Here is a 20304-nt window from a genome sequence, read left to right as displayed (position 1 = left end):
ATATAGTCGATAAATAAGGAAATTCTCCTATTGTTTTTACATATTTTAACTGTTTAATATTTTGACTGATGTCAAATTCAGCTTTAACCATAAATATTAAACAATAAAACCCATCTCTTTCCATTTCGAAAAAAGATGGGTTTTACCATGTAAACTTCTACTTCCTAACCACTAAAATATGGTGAAAATCGGTTAAGCAGCTGATTGTATTGCTTCTCTAACTTAATGCTTAAATCTTTTTGTTTGTAGTTATGGGTAAGCTTTACCATTTCACCAAGATAGGTCAGGTAGCTCTGTACATCTCGTTGGTTTGTTAGTCTGTTTTTGCTTTCAGATACATCAGCCAGATAGGTTAGTTCCTTATTCATATAATCAGCAGATCTAATTATAAAAGCATTTGCTCTGTTCAAATCATTTAATCGGTAGAGGTTTTGCGTAAAATAAAATGAACTCATTACATGGCGCATACTATAAAATTTTGCAGGCATTACCTCATAATATTTCTCTACTGCTTTTTTACTTTCGGCAATTTTATTTTCGGTTATCAACTCGCCAATTATTCCGTTAAACATATTTGTAAACATGGCAACATCATCGGCCGATTGCCTGTCTAAATGGTTTGCGTTTTTAATATTGCCCCATTTGTAAACATTTAACATGTTATTTAAATAAGGTTTAGCGTTTACTTGTTCGAAAATTTCTGTTTTATTGGTGTCAGGTATCAAAGGGAGTAACCTCAGGTTTAATCCTTCTGTGTATAAATATCTGTCTAAACCAATATATTGTTCATCAGGCATTGCATTGGTAAAATATATTGGTCTTTTCCAATCGTTGTGGGTTAAAATATCCAGTAATGCAAGTGTTCCTTTTGTAATGTATTCATCCTGATAAGTCCATTCCATGCTGCCGGCAATTTTTCCTGCATCTTCAATAGGAACTGTTCCGGTATCCAAAACATCTTTTTTATTTACTGTAATTTTGAAATTTTTTGTTGGTAAGATGTTTGATTTTGAGCCATCCTGTAAAGTGATTTTATCTTCATCACTATCAGAAAGTAAAACTTCAAGTATTTGCTTTAATTCTATATTTTGAGCGATTTTGAAATCCTGATAGTACATCACTTCTCTGGTGCCTTCAGCGTATTGCTCAGGTTTCATGGTGATGGGCAAAGCCGCAGATTCATTTTGCTTTTTGCGCAAACCATCAATTGTCCAGTCGAAGTTTAATAGACTTAAATTTACTACTCGAACATCAGGACGAATATGTTCTACTTCCTGAGCATACCAAACCGGGAAAGTATCATTATCACCATAGGTGAATAAAATTGCATTTGGAGCGCAAGATTTTAAATAGTTTGCGGAGATGTCTTTTGCTAAATAACTTTCTGAACGATTGTGATCGTCCCAACCCTGGCTAGCCATAATGATTGGTGCGGCAAACAAACCAATTACCGAGGCAAAAGTGGCGGCCATTTTTGGAGTAAGGTTTTTAAATAACCATTCCTTTAAGCCAACAACGCTTAAACCAATCCATATTGCAAAGGCATAAAATGAACCTACATAAGCGTAATCACGTTCCCGAGGTTCGATGGGTACAGAATTTAAGTATAAAACGATTGCTACGCCTGTAAAGAAGAATAATAATCCAATAACGCCTGCATGTTTCTGATTTCGTTTAAAATGCCAGATGGCTCCGATTATTCCTAATATCAGCGGCAAGAAGAAAAATCTGTTATACGCTTTATTATCAACAATTGATGGAGGAAGGTTTTGTTGATTTCCAAGTCTGACAGCGTCAATCGGTTTAACCCCACTAAGCCAACCGCCACCATTTTCACCAAGCTGACCATCAACGTTGTTTTGCCTGCCAACAAAATTCCACATAAAGTACCTCATGTACATATGCCCAACCTGAAACGAAGACATGTATTTTAGGTTGTCGGCTAAATTTGGTGTATGCGAATCATCAAAACCCATCCAGTTCTTATAAAAATTGATGTGTTCGGCTTTATCGCTATACATTCTCGGTATTGGCGTAGTTTTTTCGAAAATGTATTTCGAGTTGCTGCCTGCGGATTCATATTTACCATTCGACCCTTTGCGATAAAGCTTTTCCGTTTCTTTTAAATCTACTTTCTGCGTATTGTAGTTTTCGCCAAATAGGAGCGGTCTGCTACCATATTGTGCCCTATTAACGTATCTCAAAAATGAAAATGCATTATCTGGGTTGGTGTTATTCAAATTTGGTTTGGCTTGTGCTCTGATAATTAATAAGGAAAATGAACTGTAACCAAAAATTAATAATACTGTTGAGATTAAAGCCAGGTTTAAAACCTTTTTATTGTTTTTTATAGAATACCTGATGGATAAAACCAATCCGCCAATTAGTAGGATGGCGAAAAACAAAACACCGGTTCCAAAACCTAACCCAAGCTTATTGACAAAAAAGAAATCGAAATTTGCTGCTGCGGCTACCATATATTGGATGATGCCATATTGCACAAATGCTAAAATTAGAATAGAAACGACTAAGGTTTTTAATATTCCTTTAACTGTAGGATTTGGATTTTTGCGGAAATAATAAACAAATATAACTGCCGGAATAACCAATAAATTTAAAAGGTGTACACCGATTGATAAACCAACAATGTAGGCAACAAAAGCCAACCATCTGTCGGCACGAGGTTCATCTGCATTTGCTTCCCATTTCAAAATGCCCCATAATGCTACTGCTGTGCAAAGCGATGACATTGCATAAACTTCTGCTTCAACTGCTGAAAACCAAAAGCTATCAGAAAAAGCATAAGCCAGTGCTCCAACTAAACCTGCGCCAATTAGGGTAATGGTTTCAGCAATGGTAATTGTGTTATTGTTTTTGATTAAAACCCGCTTTGCTAAAGCAGTTATCGTCCAAAATAAAAATAAAATTGTTGCTGCACTTGCCAGGGCTGATGCAACATTCATTAAATAGGCAACTTTGCTGTTATCTCCAAAAGCCAATGCCGAAAATACCCTTTGAATCATAGAAACTATTGGTGCTCCTGGTTGGTGAACAACTTCTAAACGGAATGCTGAAGCGATAAATTCGCCGCAATCCCAAAAACTTACAGAAGAATCTAAAGTTAAAATATAAGTTGTTGCTGCAACAAAAAAGCAGAGCCAACCGGTAACGTTGTTAATTTTGGAATAATTCATAGTCTGGTTAATGATTGATATTAAATTAGTTATAGGTTTTAACCTATAAAGTCGGATTTAAAAGAAGAATGTTGCATGAGCAGCGAACATTTTTATTGAAAAATAAAAGATGAAAAAAAATGATTTTTTTTTGAAATCACTCTTGCATAATTAAAATATGCTTCCTACATTTGCATTCCCAATCGGGGATATATCCTCGATAAGTAGTTTGTCCGATAGTATAAGGGTAGTACGACAGTTTTTGGTACTGTTTGTCTTGGTTCGAATCCAGGTCGGACAACAAATTTAGCATCGGATCGTGTAAATAAAATTACATGATCCGATTTTTTTTAAACCGTAAACTACACACGGATCATGCCATTGCAGTTTAACCCGGTAAAACTATTTTCCGGAACAGGTTCAAGAGGATTATCACTAAAAATTGCTGAACATTACGGCAAACCACTTGGTGAAGTAAGTATCCACAAATTCAGCGATGGCGAATTTCAGCCTTCTTTTGATGAATCAATCCGCGGTTGCGATGTTTTTCTAATCCAGTCTACTTATCAGCCTAGCGATAACTTAATGGAACTTTTATTAATGGTTGATGCAGCTAAAAGAGCATCTGCACATTATATAACTGCAGTAGTTCCTTATTATGGTTTGGCCCGTCAGGATAGAAAAGATAAGCCACGTGTAGCAATTGGTGCTAAATTGGTTGCTAACTTATTAAAATCGGCAGGTATTCACCGCATTATGACGATGGATTTGCATGCTGCACAAATACAAGGTTTCTTTGATATTCCGGTAGATCACTTAGATGGTTCGGTTATTTTTGTTCCTTACATTAAAAGCTTAAATCTGCCTAATTTAACAATTGCATCGCCAGATATGGGCGGTTCTTACAGAGCCCGTACTTTTGCAAAGTTTTTTAATGCAGAAGTTATTATTTGCGATAAACGCCGTAAACGTGCCAATGAAATCGAATCAATGTCGATTATTGGTGATGTAACCGGACAAGATGTTGTTTTAATTGATGATATCTGCGATACAGCCGGAACCTTATCAAAAGCAGCAGCTTTGATTATGGAAAATGGTGCAGCAAGCGTTAGAGCAGTTTGTACACATGCTGTTTTATCGGGCAAAGCAATTGAGACTGTAGAAAATTCTGTGTTATCAGAATTAATTGTTACAGATACAATTCCTTTAAAACAACAGAGCGAAAAAATCAGAGTACTGAGTACCGCAAACTTATTTGCAAGAGCAATTGCTAATGTAAATGAGCATGGTTCAATCAGCGACTTGTTTAAAGTATAGGCTGGTTAATTGTTTTAACCGAGAAATTGGTTAACTGTTACAGAAATACTTTAATAAATATTAGAATAAAAAGGAAGATTGTGTGAGTTGTTGGTTCAGTTTAACAATTATACAATTAACCTATTAAACAATAAATAAATATAACAAAAATGAAAACAATCGCTATTAGCGGTTCTCCAAGAGAGAACGTAGGGAAACGCGATGCTAAGGAACTTCGTTACGAAGGTAAAGTTCCAGCGGTATTGTACGGTGGTAATGAACAACAACATTTAGCTGTTGTAATTGCTGATTTAAGAGATGTTATCTACACGCCAGAAGTAAACTTCGTAGAAATCAATGTTGATGGTAAAAAAACTAAAGCTATCGTAAAAGATACTCAGTTTCACCCGTTAACTGACATTTTAATGCACATCGATTTTCTTCAGTTATTCGACGAGAAAGAAATCGTTATGGAAATTCCTGTTAAATTAACCGGTACTTCTCCAGGTGTTAAAATGGGTGGTAAGTTAATCCAGAAATTACGTAAACTTCGCGTTAAGGCTTTACCAGCTAACATGCCTCAAAACGTTGAAGTAAGCTTAGAGAAATTAGAAGTAGGTAGTTTATTCCGTGTTCGTGATTTAAAAGGTCAGGATTACGCAATTACTAACACTCCTGAAGATACTATCGTTTCTGTTGCAATGTCTAGAGCATTAAAACAAGCAGAAACTGAAGCTGCAAAAGGTAAAAAATAATCAGGATTTCTTGATTATACAGAGAACGGCTCGAATTTATTCGAGCCGTTTTTTTGACCAGGATTGTTTAGGATTTTCAGAATAAGATCTTTCTACCATTGCCATTGTCCATTTCCCATCAAACATTCGCAATTTCCTATTCCCAATTTTCAATTATCCATTTCCCATCATACATCGCCCATCAAACATCCTCCATTTATCTTTGGTCTTTAAGTTTTAAGCATTTACATTTGCGCCATGAAATATCTTATTGTTGGCTTGGGTAATATTGGCCCAGATTATGCGCATACAAGGCATAATATTGGTTTTGATATTGCTGATGAACTTGTAAAAGGATTAGGTGGAAGTTTCGATAACATCCGTTTGGCATATTATGCCGAAGTTGGTTTCAAGGGTAAGAAACTCCATGTTATCAAACCAACAACTTTCATGAATTTGAGCGGTAAAGCGGTTAATTACTGGATGAAGGAGCTTAAAATAGCACCCGAAAATGTTTTAGTAATTGTAGATGATTTAGCACTTCCACTAGGTAAACTGCGCTTGAAATTGCAAGGCAGTAGCGCCGGCCACAATGGTTTAAAAAGCATAGAAGAAGTTTGCGGCGGACAAAACTATGCCCGTTTAAGATTTGGTATCGGTAACGATTATCCAAAAGGAAGACAAGTAGATTTTGTTTTGGGTTTGTTTGATAAGGAAGAACAACTCGAATTGCCTGCCTTGATAGATAAAAGTGTTGATTTAATTAAAAGCTTTGTAACTGTAGGTCCGGCACATACAATGACTGCCTTTAACAAATAGAAAAGAATATTTTTGCCTTAGCTGTAGATACAATTAGCAAAGGATAAGTTTAATTTTTTTGAAGCGCAAGGCATTGTAATACTTGGCTACTTTCTTCCCGCTTTTTGCTGCGCCCGATTAAACCTGTGAAACAAGCAAGCATACCTTTGAAAAATGAAAAACAATGCTTAATCGGGCTACGCGGCAATCGGGGCTATGTTACTTAATTCTGTGCGTTTGGGTGGGGTTTCTTGCAACAGCCATAGTTTATAAACCCGGTGGCAGCGATATACTTCTTGTTGCTAAAATTCAAATTTTGCAGCAGCGTTAACAAAAAGATATAGCGAACAACGGGGTAGGAGTATCTAAATGCAACCAACTTTAATTTTCAAATTTTAATTATAAACTTATTGTTGCTCTAGCCGCTAAATAATCCTTCAGCAATATTATTATTGCAATTTGCCGACACGCAAAATAGATTAAAATCGGCTACATTTGTGGTAACAACAATACATTAATAATGAAGATAGGAATTGTTTGCTATCCCACTTTCGGTGGTAGTGGCGTAGTTGCAACAGAACTTGGTAAGGCACTTGCAAATGAAGGGCATCAAGTCCATTTTATTACTTACAGCCAGCCTGCAAGACTCGATTTTTTTTCTGCCAATTTATTCTATCACGAAGTTTCTGTTAGAGATTATCCATTATTTGATTATGCTCCGTACGAATCTGCGCTTGCAAGTAAGCTTGTAGATGTTGTTCGTTTTGAGCAACTTGATGTGTTGCATGTTCACTATGCCATACCTCACGCTTCGGCAGCTTTTATGGCTAAACAAATATTGGCAAGCTATGGCATTCATATTCCTGTAGTTACCACACTTCACGGTACTGATATTACCTTGGTTGGAAAAGACCCAACCTATAAGCCTGTTGTAACGTTTTCTATTAACCAAAGTGATGGTATTACAACTGTATCTCAAGATTTAAAAGATGATACCTACAGACACTTCGAGATTACGAAGGATATAAAGGTTATTCCGAATTTTATAGATTTTAGTCGTTTTAAATTGCAGGCAAAAGACCATTTCAAAAAAGCAATTGCCCCAAATAACGAGCGCATTCTAATTCACACTTCAAACTTCCGAAAAGTAAAGAGGACTTCTGATGTTATCCGGATTTTCGAAAAAGTGCAGGCGGTGATTCCTTCGAAGCTTTTAATGGTTGGAGACGGACCGGAACGTGTTTATGATGAGCAACTTTGCCGTACCTTAAATATTTCAGATCATGTTCGCTTTTTAGGCAAACAAGATGCTGTTGAGGAAATTTTATCGGTTTCTGATTTATTCTTAATGCCTTCTGAATCTGAAAGTTTTGGTTTAGCTGCTCTTGAGGCGATGGCTTGTAAGGTTCCGGTAATTACTTCAAATGCTGGTGGTTTGCCTGAACTAAATGTTGATGATTTTTGCGGTTATATGTGTGATGTTGGAGATGTTGAAGATATGGCAAATAAAGCCATAACCATTTTAACAAATGATGAAACGCTGAAATATTTTAAAGAGAATGCGCTTACCAGAGCAAAAGATTTCGATTTGAAAAAGATTCTGCCTTCTTACATCAATTTCTATAAAGAGATAGTAGAAAATTCACTTCAGGCGAATATTAATTAACTATTTTGTTGCAACTGTAATGTAATTCAAAGCTTTATACACTTTGAGATGCGGTTATATTTTATTATTAACCAAAGCTTAATAAATTAATAATTGCCAAAACAAAACTTTCTCAAAATCAAATCATTATAAATCGTACCTTTGCGGCAAATGAAAAAAATAGTTGATTATAGAAAGCTTTTAAATGTAGATAAAACGGCAGAGTTAGCATTGCTGAAATCTGTTTATCGTACCATGATGAAAGAGTATCATCCTGATAAGTTTCAGGTTGAGGAAGAAAAGTTAGCGGCCGAAGCAAGAAGTAAAGAAATTATTGAAGCTTACCACTTTTTAGTAAGCATTGCGCCAGAAACTTGCGAGCAAAATATAGAAACGTACACAAATACAATTACCAACTCAAATATTTTAGATTTTGAGTATAAACAATCGGTGTTAAACATTCAGTTTTTTGATGGAAGCGCATATGAGTATTTCGATGTGCCGAGAGCAATTTATATTAAATTGGTAAATGCGGATTCACCCGGTAGGTTTGCCAGAAGACATATTTGTAATTCTTACCCATATCGCAATGTGGTAAAGGTTGCAGAAACAGTATAAAAAAAAAGCTTCTTGATAATTTCAAGAAGCTTTTTTTTAAAAGTGCGTTTTAACCAGTTCTTGTCCTAATGTCATTAACTTAAGGAGAAAACAAAAAAAAATGTCATCCTGAGCTTGTCGAAGGACAAATATTTTTGCTTTTCGACTATAAAAAAGGGTCTTCGACAGGCTCAGACTGACAATGGCTTTTATTAAGTTAATGACCTTGGGGGTGGTTTAAGAGAACCTTAATTATTCAACATCGGTTTAAAGCGATTGTCTTTATTTCTTAAATCTAAACCACCTTCGTAAACTGATTTTAAGTTCAGTAAATAAAAACTCCAGCCACCGTGGCAACCTAAACGTATGTTTCGTTTTGAGTTATCATCTGTCGGGATGTTTTTTTGAGTAAGCTCAACAATAACGTATTCAAATTCTTCCTTCAACTTAATGTCAACTAAGCAATTGCCAGCGAAAGTAAACTGAAGGAAATCAATATTATTAGCTTCTGTGATTTTACCACGTTCAATATCATCGTACAAATACCAAATCCATTTGTAGTTATCGCCTTTTAGAGCAGAACTATCTTTTTCTAAAACAATTTGGTTTTCATCTGAAAATTTAGCTTCGCTTAAAAACCATTTCTCAATTTCAGAAGCTTTTGTCCAGGCATTGTAAATGGTTTCTAAATTAGCTTTGATTGCTATTTTTAGCGTAAACTGCGTCCAATCAAAGTTTTCCATCCAATTCTATTGAAATATTAAACAAACAGGTGCGCCTACTTCTATGCGTTTGCCACTATCAGTAAGTTTGCCGGTTACGCTATTGCGTTTAAAAATTACAACATCATTAGTATATTGATGCGCAACCAATAAAAACTTGCCACTTGGGTCGATTGAAAAATTCCTCGGACCTTTTCCCAAAGTGCTTACGGTTTCAACAAATCTTAATATTCCGGTAGGGAGAATTGAAAATACCGAAATGGTGTTGGCATCGCCCCGATTGGTTTCGTAAAGAAACTTTCCATCAGCCGAAACATGAATATCTGCTGCATCAATTTTGCCTGTGAATGATTTATCTGTTGTGCCGATTTCCTGTATTTTCTTAAGGCTGCCGTTAGTGTAGAAAAATCCGGTAATGCTACCATTAAATTCATGTGCCAAATAAGCAAACTTCCCATTAGGGCTAAAAGCAATATGGCGTGGACCGCTTCCTGCGTTTGTAGATAATACACTTTTTAGCGCCAATACAGTGTTTTTATTAGTAGGATTGTAAGCGTAAGTATAAACTCGGTCTTCGCCTAAATCGTTGCATATTAAATATTTTCCATCCGGTGTAAATTTAACCATGTGTACGTGTGCACTTTCTTGTCTGCCTTTAGGGTCAATACTTTTACCGGTATGCTTAATTACTTGTACAGCCGCCGTTAAAGAGCCATTGGCATTTCTTTTAAAAACAGCAATCGTGCCACCCGAATAGTTGGCTACGATAACATTTTGCCCTCTAACGGTAATGTAACACGGATCGGCGCCTTCGCTACTTACTTTATTTATAAAAGTTAATTTTCCGGAAATTGCATTGTACTTGAATGCACTAATCGTGCTGGTCTCGCCAGTTTCGTTTACTGCATAAGCGAATTTTTTATCGGCAGAAAGCGCTAGGTAACTTGGATTGGCTACATCTTTTGTTATTGCTTTTAATTTGGTGTTGCCGCTTAAACTGTTAAAATTATAGGTATAGATTCCTTCACTCTTGCCAGTATTGGTGTAAGTACCAATAATTAGGTTGTAATTTGGTTTTTGCGCTAACGCTATGGTGTTAATCAATAGAGATAAAATTAAAAGGTTATATTTTTTCATGGGATTTCCTTTATTGGATTAAAACAAATATCAGAAAATAAACCTAACAAAAAAGGCAACCTTTCGATTGCCTTATATTCTATTTTATCAAATGTTTAATTTGAATTAATTCATGCTCTTCTAAATAGCGCCATCTGCCTCTTGGTAAATCTTTCTTAGTTAAGTTGCCATAAACTACACGATCTAACTTTTCTACAGAATAACCTAAATGTTCGAAAATACGACGAACAATACGGTTTTTACCACTGTGGATTTGAATGCCGATTTCCTTTTTGGTTCCACCTGCAACGTAAGAAATGTTATCAGGTTTGATTAAACCATCTTCTAATTCTAAACCAAAAGAAATTTTATTTAAATCACCTTGTGATAAAGCCTTATTTAACTCTACGTTGTAAATTTTAGTGATTCCGTTTTTAGGGTGAGATAATTTATCTGCTAAATCACCATCATTAGTCATTAAAAGTAAACCTGTAGTGTTACGGTCTAATCTTCCTACCGGATAAATACGTTCGCGACTAGCTTTATCAACCAATTGCATTACTGTACGGCGTTCCTGTGGATCGTCGGTTGTAGTGATGTAATCTTTTGGTTTGTTTAATAGAACGTAAACCTTTTTCTCGCGTTTTAATAATTCGCCATTGTAGCGAACTAAATCTTTCGCTGGGTCTACTTTATGTCCAAGTTCCGTAACAGCTTCGCCATTAACGGTAATAATGCCGGCTGCAATTAATTCATCGGCCTTACGGCGAGAACAAATACCTGCATTTGAAATATATCTGTTAAGGCGAATTAAGCCTTTATCTTCGTTTGTTTTTCTACCTTGTTTAATTACAGTTCTTTCTTCGCGATTAAACTCCGTATCTCTCGGTTGAGCTTCTTCACGTTTTCTAAAAGGTCTGCTATCTGCACCAGCTCTAGGTTTTACATCTCTAGAACTTCCTGCACTTGGTTTAAAATCATCAGTTTTTCCACCTCTTGATTTGAAATCTTTATATCCGCCTTCTCTAGGTTTGAAATCCCTGTCGCCAGTTCTCGGTTTAAAAGTTCTCGAATCTCCATCCTTAGATTTGAAATCACGCTCTCCTCTTGGTTTATAGTCTCTTGCTCCATCTTTTGATTTAAAATCTCTTTCTCCTGTTCTCGGTTTGTAATCGCTTGAGCCACCCTCTCTTGATTTGAAATCACGATCGCCTGTTCTTGGCTTGTAATCTCTAGAACCGCCTTCTCTTGGTTTAAAGCTTCGTCCTTCTGGTTTTGCATCTTTAGATTTAAATTCGCGTTCTCCGAATTTAAAAGCTTTTGGCTCTTCATCTCTCGATTTGAAATCGCGATCGCCTCTTGGTTTGAAATCTCTTTTATCGCCGAAAGATTTTGATTTGAAATCTTTGCTGCCTGCGCTTCTAGGTCTGAAGCCTTCTTTTGAATCGGATGATTTTTTGAATTTACTGTCTTTGTCTTCTGACCTTTTTCTGTCAGAACTTCCGGCGCTGCTTCTGCCTTCTGTTTTCCGGCTGCCCGGTTTGGACTTGTCATCCCGACTGTTCCTGTTGTTTTTATTTATCATGATACGCAATTAACCGCACCTAAAATGCGGGCTGCAAATTTAGGCAAAATTGATGAATAATACAATTTTGAGCAGCGTAAAAATTTGATAAAAAAATAGCCTCTAAAATAGGAAATTTGGGATGAAAAACAAAATTTAAAACCCACGTTTAAAGCACTTTAAAAGCTGTTTTGTAGTGATAATTACGCAAGTGCTTGATAATCTGATCATTATTTTTTACCTTTGCCAACGTTTTTTATAAGTTCACCAAAAAAAGGAGGAAGATGTTAAAGAAACACATAGTACCATTTTTGATAGTGTCTGCACTATTTATCATGGCAAAAGTGTTCGCTTACCAAATGCCCTTAGCACAAAAAAGTCTTTTAAAAGAAGAAAAATTAAACACTACAATACCCAAAAAAGAAGAGCCAAAAAAAGAAGAGCCAAAATCTCTGATGGCCCGATTAAATTTCGCTGATGAAACATTGCCGTTAGGTGATAGAAGAGTTGAGCGAAAAATGAAAAAAATCCTTGCGGCACACACGTTCGATAACACACAAACACATCGATTACAACGCAAGGCTGCAGAATGGTTCCCAATTATAGAACCGATTTTAGCAGCGTATGGAATTCCTGAAGATTTTAAATACTTAGCATTAGTAGAATCGGGGATGCAAGGTGGCGTTTCGCCCAAAGGTGCAGCTGGAGTTTGGCAGTTTATGCCAGGAACAGCACGCAGCTATGGTTTGAAAGTTAACGGCAATACAGATGAGCGTTATAATTTGCGCAAATCTACCGTTGCAGCCTGCAAATACATTAAAGAAATGTATAGAGGCTTAGAGAGCTGGACATTAGTTGCTGCGGCATATAATGTTGGCGACGGACGTTTACGCAGGCAAATCGATAATCAAAATCAAGACAATTACTACAAAATGAAACTTAACCGTGAAACCGGTGGTTACGTTTATAAAGTGATTTCGATGAAACAGATTATTGAGCACCCGGCACGTTATGGTTACGAAAAGCCTAAAGAGTTATTGGCTTATAACGCCGAATAATAAATAAAAGACAAGCATTTGGTAAACGTCCTGAATTTTTTCAGGACGTTTTTTTTTGCGAGATTCTTTTAGCCACGGAATCACAGAATTCACGGAATTTTTCTCTCCTAATTTCGCTGCGCTTTCTCCTTTCCCTTCAAATTCCTTTCTTTGCAATATGTATAAACTGCAAATAGAAAAAATAATACCCCAACCAGGTGATAATATTACCATTCAGCTTAAATCTGTTGACGGTGATTATCCTAAATACCTTGCTGGTCAGTTTATATCTTTAATTTTTCAGGGAAAACATGGCGAGATTAGGCGTTCTTATTCTTTTAACAGTTCGCCAGATGTTGATGAACCATTGGCCATTACCGTAAAGCGGGTAGAAAATGGTGAAATCTCCAGGCTTTTGCATCATAAAACTTCTGTTAATGATGTGCTATTTGCACAAGAACCCCAGGGTTTGTTTAGCTACCTGCCAGAGAAAATGCTTAAGCGTGATGTTTTTCTTTTTGCCGCAGGTGTAGGCATTACCCCACTCTTCTCGATTATGAAGACGGCTTTGGTAACCGAGCAACAATCAAAAATTACTTTGGTTTACAGCAATCGTTCTTTAGAGGATGCTTTATTTTATAATGAGATAAGTGGATGGCAGGCGAAATATCCCGATAGGTTAAAAGTGATCTGGGTTTTCAGTAACAGCAAAAATTTAATGACTGCAAGGTTAAATAAGTTTTACATCGATAAGCTATTAAAAGAACATTTAGTTTTTGATAGAAATGATGCGCTTTTTTATACCTGCGGACCGATAATTTACATGGATTTGTGCCGGATTACGTTATTGGGGATGGGTTTTGATATTACGCAGATAAAACGAGAAACCTTTGTTTTGCCGGAAGATGAGGTTGATGAAGATGACAGCACAGAAAAAGTGGTAGACAAGAATACTTATTCAGTTGTTTTAAACTTTAGAGGCGAAGTTCATCATCTTGATATTCCCTGGCCAAAACGGATTTTAGATGTTGCGCTTGAGCATAAAATTAAACTGCCTTATAGTTGTAGAGGAGGCGTTTGCAGCACTTGCGTTGCAAATTGCACAAAAGGAAATGTCCGTATGGATTATAACGAAGTTTTAACCGATGATGAATTGGAAAGGGGTAGGGTTTTAGTTTGCACAGGCCATCCAACTGAAAACGGAACAACGATTGAATGGGATTAAATTTGCCTGTTGTAACTGCTATCGATTACGCTAATCTTCCTCTCAGTTTTTATCGAATTATTTTTTCACTTTTTTGAGTGCATCAAGGTATTTCTTCTTAACTCCGTTATCTTCCTCTTTCTCGCAAATTGCTTCAACTTTCGGTAACAGTTTTTTATTGTTATCGGTTTTTAGTTTGAGTATTTCAGCTAGAGCATAAGCACTTGCCCAGCGCACAACTGTACCCGAATGTTCAGCATTGGATAGCAGATTATTAATCGCGTCTAGTAAGTGCGTTGGTAAAAGCTTGGCAATATTACCAATCACTTTTGCACTCTCCCATTTTACCCTTGGTTCGGTATCTTTTAATGCTTTGGTTACGTAGATGAATAAATCTTCGGTAGCTAAGGTTGGTTCTTTTTTAGTCGCGTATTCTATTGCTTCTATGCAGGTTGCTTTATCCGTTGCTTTTTGATTTTCGGTATAAGCTAATAATTCTTCAATTGGTAATTCGTTATTCAGTAACCATTCGCCAATGGTTGAAACCTTTGTTTTGGCCTTTATTGATTTATCTTTAAATATTTCTTCTAAAGTCATTTTGCATATTTTGGTTAGTCGATTGCTGCTGATTATAATTCTAGTTTATAACCGCATTTATTTTTGCCCAAAGGTCGTTATCAAATCCTGAAACTGCAAAATTTGGATTGCTTGGATTTGATGCATTGCCCATTCTGATAATCACCATTTTTTTGCTCGGGATTACGTAAATGCGTTGGTCGTTTGCGCCCATAGCGGCGTACATATCTGCAGGTGCATTAGGCACTAAAAACCCGTTGAAAACAGTTTGCTCACCAGGAATCATAAACTTGCTTTTGCCGTTAAGCCACCATAAATAACCATAAGATGGATTTATGCTTTGCGAAGTATTAATGCTTTCTGTAAAATATGGCTCGTTGATGATTTGTTCGTCTTTCCATTTGCCTTTATTTAGTGCTAAAAGCCCGAATCTTGCCATGCTTCTTGTACTGCTGTGGTAAATGGTATATATGGTTCCGAAATTCCAGAAACCATCCATACCGATTTTATTTTTCAGTTTCTCGTTAAAGTAAGTTTCGAAATCCTTGTTGCTTGCTTTGGCAACAACATCTGTTAATTTCTGAAAAATATTGCTGTAAGCCCATCTTGTACCCGCATCTGCAACGTAAGTAAGATTAGGTTTTACCACAAATTGCTTGGTATCATCATTGCCCGATGTCATGGTGAGTAAATTTTTTACGGTTATTAAGTTTTCCTTATCAGATGGCATACTTGTCCAGCCAGTTCCTAAATAATCTGAGGCTTTATTGCCAATTTTGAGTAAGATTTCCTGTTGTGCAATTCCTGTTGTAGTTGATACTAAAGTTTTGCCTGCGCTGTTCCATTCCCATTCGGTTGATGCGGTATGTCCATTGAAATATTCTTCCATCACAATTCTACCATTTACGAGTATCATAAACGATTTCGAGTTTTTTTGATCGAGGAAAGTTTTTAAATCTGCAATGGCTGTAGCATTCCAGCCCAATTGTGATGGGGCAGTTGTTTCCCATGTGCTGCCAGAATTTGTCGGGAAATAAAGATTTGTGTCAGGCGTGGTTGGCGTTGGTTCGCCACTTTTACGGCAGCTTACTAAAGATAGCATTGCCAATAACAATAGGTACAGACTTTTCATAATGTTGGGTTTTAAACTTTGACTGTTTTTTTAGAGAAAGTTTAAATAGGGTGTTTGGTTTGTGTTAAGTAGCGCACTCAATAGCGTTCCATTATTCGATACCAATTTTCTTCTAATTTCCAATTATATTCAGGCTTTGCTTTTATTTGTTCCTCATATTGCTTTTTTGTTCCGTTGTCATTTGTGAAAATAAAATAAGTTTGCGGGGACTCGAAAAAACCTCGAGAGATCCAAAATTTAATGGTTTTTGTGTTTTTAACTTTATTTTGATAAATCCAGATGTCGTTTCCTCCATTTGAAATAATCGGAAAGTCAAATGGAAGTTTACAAATTCCATTATTCATTTTACTATTTGGTTTAATTTTTTCGATGAGTGCTTCATTCACAGTTTGAAGACGTTTATTATAAGAAATAGTCCAATCAATTTTTTCAATAATTGAGCTAGGAATTTTGTTCAAATTGTAAAATGTAAGAAAAAATAGAAATAATGTTATAAAAAGATTTAATAGCCTACTTATCCTTAAGTCTCTCCGTTCCTTAACCACTTTTATAGTCTGTCTAACTAATAAGATGAACAAGGTTATGGAGACTAAAAGCCAAGAAAATAACTTTACAAAATATGGAAGATAGAAATATTCAGAAAAAGTGTAAACCAACCATAAGGTCACCAAGATTGCTATTTTCTTTATCATTAATTCATTTTTTAAATAAGATAGTTTGATTGTAATGTAATTAAGAATTGTTTCTCTATACAAACAAATGACCCATAATTTCCTGGTCATAATCATATCCGGTTTCTTGAGGGAATTTTCCTGCTAAGTCTGGGAAAATAATTTGAATAGATTTGAAAACATCGTCTTCATACCACTTAAATGAACTTAATATCTTTTTGCTTAAATTTTTGTTTTCCACAGGAATTATATAAACAGGGAAATCGTCCATTAAATTATTCAATCTTTTATTTAGAGGAATTTCTTGTGCTTTGAATGTCTCAGCATATTTATGTATCAAATTATTAGTAAGCCCATTTGGTAGTCCAGAAACAAAAGCCTCAGGTATTCCAAAATTTTTATATAACCCTGTTGAATAACCGAAGGGGGTGAAATCTTTTTCCTCTTGAACATAGGTTACATGAAATCCATTTTTTTTGATGTTATTATCAACTATTTCAAAATAAGCTCTTATTCTGTCTTTTTCCATTGTTCAGTATTAATATTGTGATTAAAACGAATATAAAATTTTAACTTAATTATTCGCCATTTCTATAAAACACAAAACCGTTCTTTGCAAACAAACGTTTATTGGGTAATGAAGAAACAGCTCCTGCTCCTTGTAAATATCATACTCCCCACGTTGCTTTTTGCCCAGGCAAACGTTACAGATTCTATTCAGCTGAAACGGGAAATCGCCAATAAATCTTTCGTAAGTCTGTATAAAGAAAATGCCGATTTAGCTTATACATCTCCGGGTGGAGAAATTGGCGCACCAACCAAATATGTAATTAATGGTCGGTTAACTACTACTTACATGCTTTTAGGAAGTTATAAATCGCCTGTGGCGTTTTCTATCATTCCCGATTTTACGGTTCGTGTGCGTAATGAATTTTCTGCTGCTGTTCGTACGCCAAGTTATCGTTTGGGTGGTGCTCTGTATGCTCGCTTAAATCAAAACCCCAATAATTATAAATATGCAGAACTGGCATTTACGCATCATTCTAACGGACAAGACCAGGATGCAAGAAATCCGGATGGAAGCATTAACACCTTCAACGGTAATTTTAATGCCAATTATTTAACGTTTTCTTATCGGTTTGGGCATTTGTTAAAATCGGCGATTGGCGAAACGAAATATTATACCGTAAATCATAGGGTAGGTTTTCAAAGTCATAAACTTTTTAGATATGAGCCGGTTTTAGATGATGGTTTCGGTTTTACCAGATTGTTATATAATTTCTCTTTCAGGAGGTATGATGAAATCGAACGAAAATCGCTAATACAGAACAATAAAAAGAGCGAGAAAGAAACCTGGAGGTTAAATGCAGAGTTTTCTTACGCCATTAATAATATCCCCAGGAAAAATATTGCCAATATTCAAAAGCGACTGAATGCGGAAATTAACTTTAATTATAGTTTCCCGTTTATGCATAATGTGTTTTTAATGGCTGCGGTAGGTTATTACGGAGAGGATAACTACAACATTTATTTTCAGGATAAGTATGCGTATATGCGTTTTGGGTTATCGTCTGGGTTTTTAAGAAACAGGGGGAGGGAATAGCTAATTCTAAGTTTTCAGCCACAGTCTTCGGTTTGTATTGTAAATTTAAGTGACCGCTGAAAAAGCGAACACTTAAACTAGTGGGGAATTTTTAAGCGGCGTTTTTATTTTTTTCGTTAAACTCTCTGATAATTGACTTTATTTTCAGGTTGTCAAACCATGGATGAAAAGGTGATTTAAGTCCTCTGTAATTAAAACGTGAAATGGTGATTAAAATATCTTGATTGTCGAGAATGACGATTACCCTCGTTCCCCATTTCCAGAAAGTCGCTTTCTTATAAATTCTCATTGTTTTTCCTTCAGTCTTATTAACATGAATTTTAAACCGCTGCTCCAAAATTTCTAAAATAACGTTACGGTTAAATTCCTGAGTTCTACCTTTAAATCTTTGTAGTCTATTGTCGTTTATTAATGCATAAAAAGTCAGTAACCCTAAGATGATAAATGGGGAGAAGGTTACTAAAAGCGATATGATTTTCTCTCGGCCTTCAATAATCCCTTGAACTGTCATTATTGTAGGGGCAACTAATCCTACTAAAATCATAGCCAGTGATAGAAAAATGTAAAATATAGATTCAAATTTTTGATAAAAGTCTTGATAAAGTACTTTTAAACGCTCACTTTTAATTGATTGGTCAACGTCTATATTAATTCGCATATATCATTTAAAATTGCTATTAGTTTATATATCCCGTTTCTGGTTTAAGTTTTCCGTATGGTCACTTAAATCTTTAACTGAAACTAAGGTCTCCGACCGAAATGTAGCATTGTATTTTCGCTAGAGTTGTATCTCAAGACAAAGTCTTCGGTTGTATTGTAAATTTAAGTGACCGCTGAAAAAGCGAACACTTAAAATAGTTGAACCGCTGAATGAGCGAACACCTAAACTAGTGGGGCGTTTTTTGGTTCTCCATATATTTCCAATAGTTTATTGAAATTTCTCCATAATTTTCGAGTTTGTCTTTTAATTGAATCTGAATTATTTATTTCCTTCATGGTATGGTCTGCCTTCAAAACATAACTTAAATAGTTTCCCCAATTATATTCTTTACTTTTTACGTATTTAGTGTTGTCAATTTTTGATGGCCTATAAATCAATTTCCTTTTTGCACCTTTGTGGGTAAATCTTTTAAAGAGTTTTGACTTAAAAATTCTTTTATCTGGGTTCTTGCTATTTCTTGCGAAAGAGGCTGATTTTTTAAAAGACTTTATCATTGAACGATAAAATTTTGAGAAGCCAGCTGATTTAATTAATACATTTTCTCCGTCGTAAGAGAAACCCAAATATTCTAACTTTTTGTTGAAATTTGGTGCTTTATTTTTTTCGTCTATTTCAAAACCAGTAAATTTTATACCTATATTTTCAAAACGATACACTTTTGTTTTTTTTGATTGAATTTCAAGGTTTGCAATACTTTTATCTGCAATACTTTCTCTAATAGTTTTTATTATTTCGTCTTCATATTGCTGTTCGCAAACAACTATCAAATCATCACTATACCTTTGGTAGAAGCCACCAATTAAATCAATTTTATTGAAAATATTTTGGTCAAAATCCAACATATAAACATTTGCTAATGTTGCGCTTATCGGACTTCCTTGAGGTATACCTTTAACGTTGTTTTTCGAAATTATTATTTTTAGATTATTTTTAAGAAAATCACTTTTTTCGCAATACGCAATTGCTTTTTTTTCTTTAAAATAATTTGACTTTAAAATTTCTTTTCGAACATATTCAAATTCATTATTTGAATTTGGAACTCCCCGTTTCACTAACATTGTATTGTTATAATTTTTAAAAAGCTGTTCACCTTCAACGTATTTGATTTTGGTAAGTGCTTTAAATACATTATAATGTTCCAGAGGTAGTGTGGAAGAATTTAATACTTTTGCCCATTGTTTTTTTAAAAGTTTGTGGTCAAGATTATCAAAAAATGAAGTTATATCAGCGACAATAACCGTTAGTTTTTTATCATTATTATCTTTTATAAATTTAAATGTTGATTTTGCGAAGTCAATGTTGCATTTATTCGATTCTGCTCCCTCGAACATTGGGATTTTTCTATAAGCAACGATTGAATTATTAAAGGTCTTACTCTTTATGTAATTCTCGTATGATTCAACGAGTAAACTATTGAAATAAGAGAAAATCAATGAGTCTAAATGAGAAGCAAAATATATATCTCTATTTTTTTTATCTTTTATTCTAAATCTCTTTTTAGTTTTTGTTTTGTCAGCTCTTAATTTATCGGGTCTGAATTTTCTTTGTGAAATACACTTATGAATTAGAGGTAGAAAACTATGAACTCTAACTTTTTCTTTATCCATTATGTATTCTTTTACCCAATTATAATCTTCGATTGTAATTGGTAATCCAATATGTGGATATTTTTTAAGTTTAAACCAACTTTCTAATTCCATAGTTTAAAAAAAGGG

Annotated in this window: 18 protein-coding genes; 8 read left to right on the top strand and 10 right to left on the bottom strand. The window is 35.1% G+C overall.

What is annotated here, in order from left to right:
• Positions 1-164 precede the first annotated feature (164 nt).
• The gene (locus ACO05K_RS13485; protein WP_421944955.1) at positions 165-3194 is read right to left on the bottom strand and encodes a DUF2723 domain-containing protein; all 3030 of its coding nucleotides are present in this window, start codon (positions 3192-3194) and stop codon (positions 165-167) included.
• Between the two features lie 354 nt (positions 3195-3548).
• Between ACO05K_RS13485 and ACO05K_RS13480 the strand changes: the two genes are divergently transcribed.
• From ACO05K_RS13480 to ACO05K_RS13460, 5 genes are all read left to right on the top strand, one after another.
• Entirely contained in the window at positions 3549-4490 is a 942-nt protein-coding gene (locus tag ACO05K_RS13480) for a ribose-phosphate pyrophosphokinase (protein WP_421944954.1), read from the top strand.
• Between the two features lie 149 nt (positions 4491-4639).
• Positions 4640-5224 carry a 50S ribosomal protein L25/general stress protein Ctc gene (locus tag ACO05K_RS13475; protein WP_421944953.1) on the top strand — a complete coding sequence of 195 codons (585 nt, stop codon included), beginning with the start codon at positions 4640-4642 and terminating at the stop codon, positions 5222-5224.
• A 237-nt stretch (positions 5225-5461) separates the two neighbouring features.
• Positions 5462-6022, top strand: coding sequence for an aminoacyl-tRNA hydrolase (gene pth / locus ACO05K_RS13470; RefSeq protein ID WP_421944952.1), 561 nt, complete (start codon positions 5462-5464; stop codon positions 6020-6022).
• A gap of 499 nt (positions 6023-6521) precedes the next feature.
• Positions 6522-7667, top strand: coding sequence for an N-acetyl-alpha-D-glucosaminyl L-malate synthase BshA (gene bshA, locus ACO05K_RS13465; protein ID WP_421944951.1), 1146 nt, complete (start codon positions 6522-6524; stop codon positions 7665-7667).
• A 150-nt stretch (positions 7668-7817) separates the two neighbouring features.
• Entirely contained in the window at positions 7818-8264 is a 447-nt protein-coding gene (locus tag ACO05K_RS13460; RefSeq protein WP_421944950.1) for a KTSC domain-containing protein, read from the top strand.
• Between the two features lie 227 nt (positions 8265-8491).
• On the opposite strand, the gene ACO05K_RS13455 is transcribed toward ACO05K_RS13460, so the two are convergent.
• The 3 genes from ACO05K_RS13455 to ACO05K_RS13445 all read right to left on the bottom strand — a co-directional run bounded on the left by ACO05K_RS13455 (position 8492) and on the right by ACO05K_RS13445 (position 11666).
• Entirely contained in the window at positions 8492-8986 is a 495-nt protein-coding gene (locus ACO05K_RS13455; RefSeq protein ID WP_421944949.1) for an SRPBCC family protein, read from the bottom strand.
• A 6-nt stretch (positions 8987-8992) separates the two neighbouring features.
• Positions 8993-10102 (bottom strand): lactonase family protein, encoded by a 1110-nt coding sequence (locus ACO05K_RS13450; RefSeq protein ID WP_421944948.1) that lies wholly within the window; start codon positions 10100-10102, stop codon positions 8993-8995.
• Positions 10103-10181: 79 nt separating this feature from the next.
• Positions 10182-11666, bottom strand: a complete 1485-nt coding sequence (locus tag ACO05K_RS13445) for a pseudouridine synthase (protein WP_421944947.1) — start codon at positions 11664-11666, stop codon at positions 10182-10184.
• Between the two features lie 314 nt (positions 11667-11980).
• Between ACO05K_RS13445 and ACO05K_RS13440 the strand changes: the two genes are divergently transcribed.
• Together ACO05K_RS13440 and ACO05K_RS13435 are read left to right on the top strand one after the other, a co-directional pair.
• Positions 11981-12703 carry a lytic transglycosylase domain-containing protein gene (locus ACO05K_RS13440; protein ID WP_421944946.1) on the top strand — a complete coding sequence of 241 codons (723 nt, stop codon included), beginning with the start codon at positions 11981-11983 and terminating at the stop codon, positions 12701-12703.
• 157 nt (positions 12704-12860) lie between these two features.
• On the top strand, positions 12861-13907 hold the full coding sequence (locus ACO05K_RS13435; RefSeq protein WP_421944945.1) for a 2Fe-2S iron-sulfur cluster-binding protein: 1047 nt from the start codon (positions 12861-12863) through the stop codon (positions 13905-13907).
• 57 nt (positions 13908-13964) lie between these two features.
• Here ACO05K_RS13435 and ACO05K_RS13430 read toward each other — a convergent pair whose 3' ends face one another.
• The 4 genes from ACO05K_RS13430 to ACO05K_RS13415 form a co-directional block, all read right to left on the bottom strand.
• Entirely contained in the window at positions 13965-14483 is a 519-nt protein-coding gene (locus ACO05K_RS13430; protein ID WP_421944944.1) for a HEAT repeat domain-containing protein, read from the bottom strand.
• 40 nt (positions 14484-14523) lie between these two features.
• The gene (locus tag ACO05K_RS13425; protein ID WP_421944943.1) at positions 14524-15594 is read right to left on the bottom strand and encodes a serine hydrolase domain-containing protein; all 1071 of its coding nucleotides are present in this window, start codon (positions 15592-15594) and stop codon (positions 14524-14526) included.
• 77 nt (positions 15595-15671) lie between these two features.
• On the bottom strand, positions 15672-16286 hold the full coding sequence (locus tag ACO05K_RS13420) for a hypothetical protein (RefSeq protein WP_421944942.1): 615 nt from the start codon (positions 16284-16286) through the stop codon (positions 15672-15674).
• Between the two features lie 55 nt (positions 16287-16341).
• Positions 16342-16794, bottom strand: coding sequence for a DUF4262 domain-containing protein (locus ACO05K_RS13415; RefSeq protein ID WP_421944941.1), 453 nt, complete (start codon positions 16792-16794; stop codon positions 16342-16344).
• A 108-nt stretch (positions 16795-16902) separates the two neighbouring features.
• On the opposite strand from ACO05K_RS13415, the gene ACO05K_RS13410 reads away from it, so the two are divergent.
• The gene (locus ACO05K_RS13410; protein ID WP_421944940.1) at positions 16903-17868 is read left to right on the top strand and encodes a hypothetical protein; all 966 of its coding nucleotides are present in this window, start codon (positions 16903-16905) and stop codon (positions 17866-17868) included.
• A 91-nt stretch (positions 17869-17959) separates the two neighbouring features.
• Here the strand turns inward: ACO05K_RS13410 and ACO05K_RS13405 are convergent, their stop codons facing one another.
• Together ACO05K_RS13405 and ACO05K_RS13400 are read right to left on the bottom strand one after the other, a co-directional pair.
• A complete protein-coding gene (locus ACO05K_RS13405; RefSeq protein WP_421944939.1) occupies positions 17960-18526 on the bottom strand; it encodes a hypothetical protein in 567 nt (188 codons plus the stop codon).
• Positions 18527-18750: 224 nt separating this feature from the next.
• On the bottom strand, positions 18751-20289 hold the full coding sequence (locus tag ACO05K_RS13400; RefSeq protein WP_421944938.1) for a reverse transcriptase domain-containing protein: 1539 nt from the start codon (positions 20287-20289) through the stop codon (positions 18751-18753).
• Positions 20290-20304 lie beyond the last annotated feature (15 nt).

Origin of the sequence: Pedobacter sp. (assembly GCF_965227205.1) — a bacterium.
Taxonomy (GTDB): domain Bacteria; phylum Bacteroidota; class Bacteroidia; order Sphingobacteriales; family Sphingobacteriaceae; genus Pedobacter.
The sequence above is the reverse complement of the archived record's forward strand: the minus strand, read 5'-3'. Positions and strand labels throughout refer to the sequence as shown.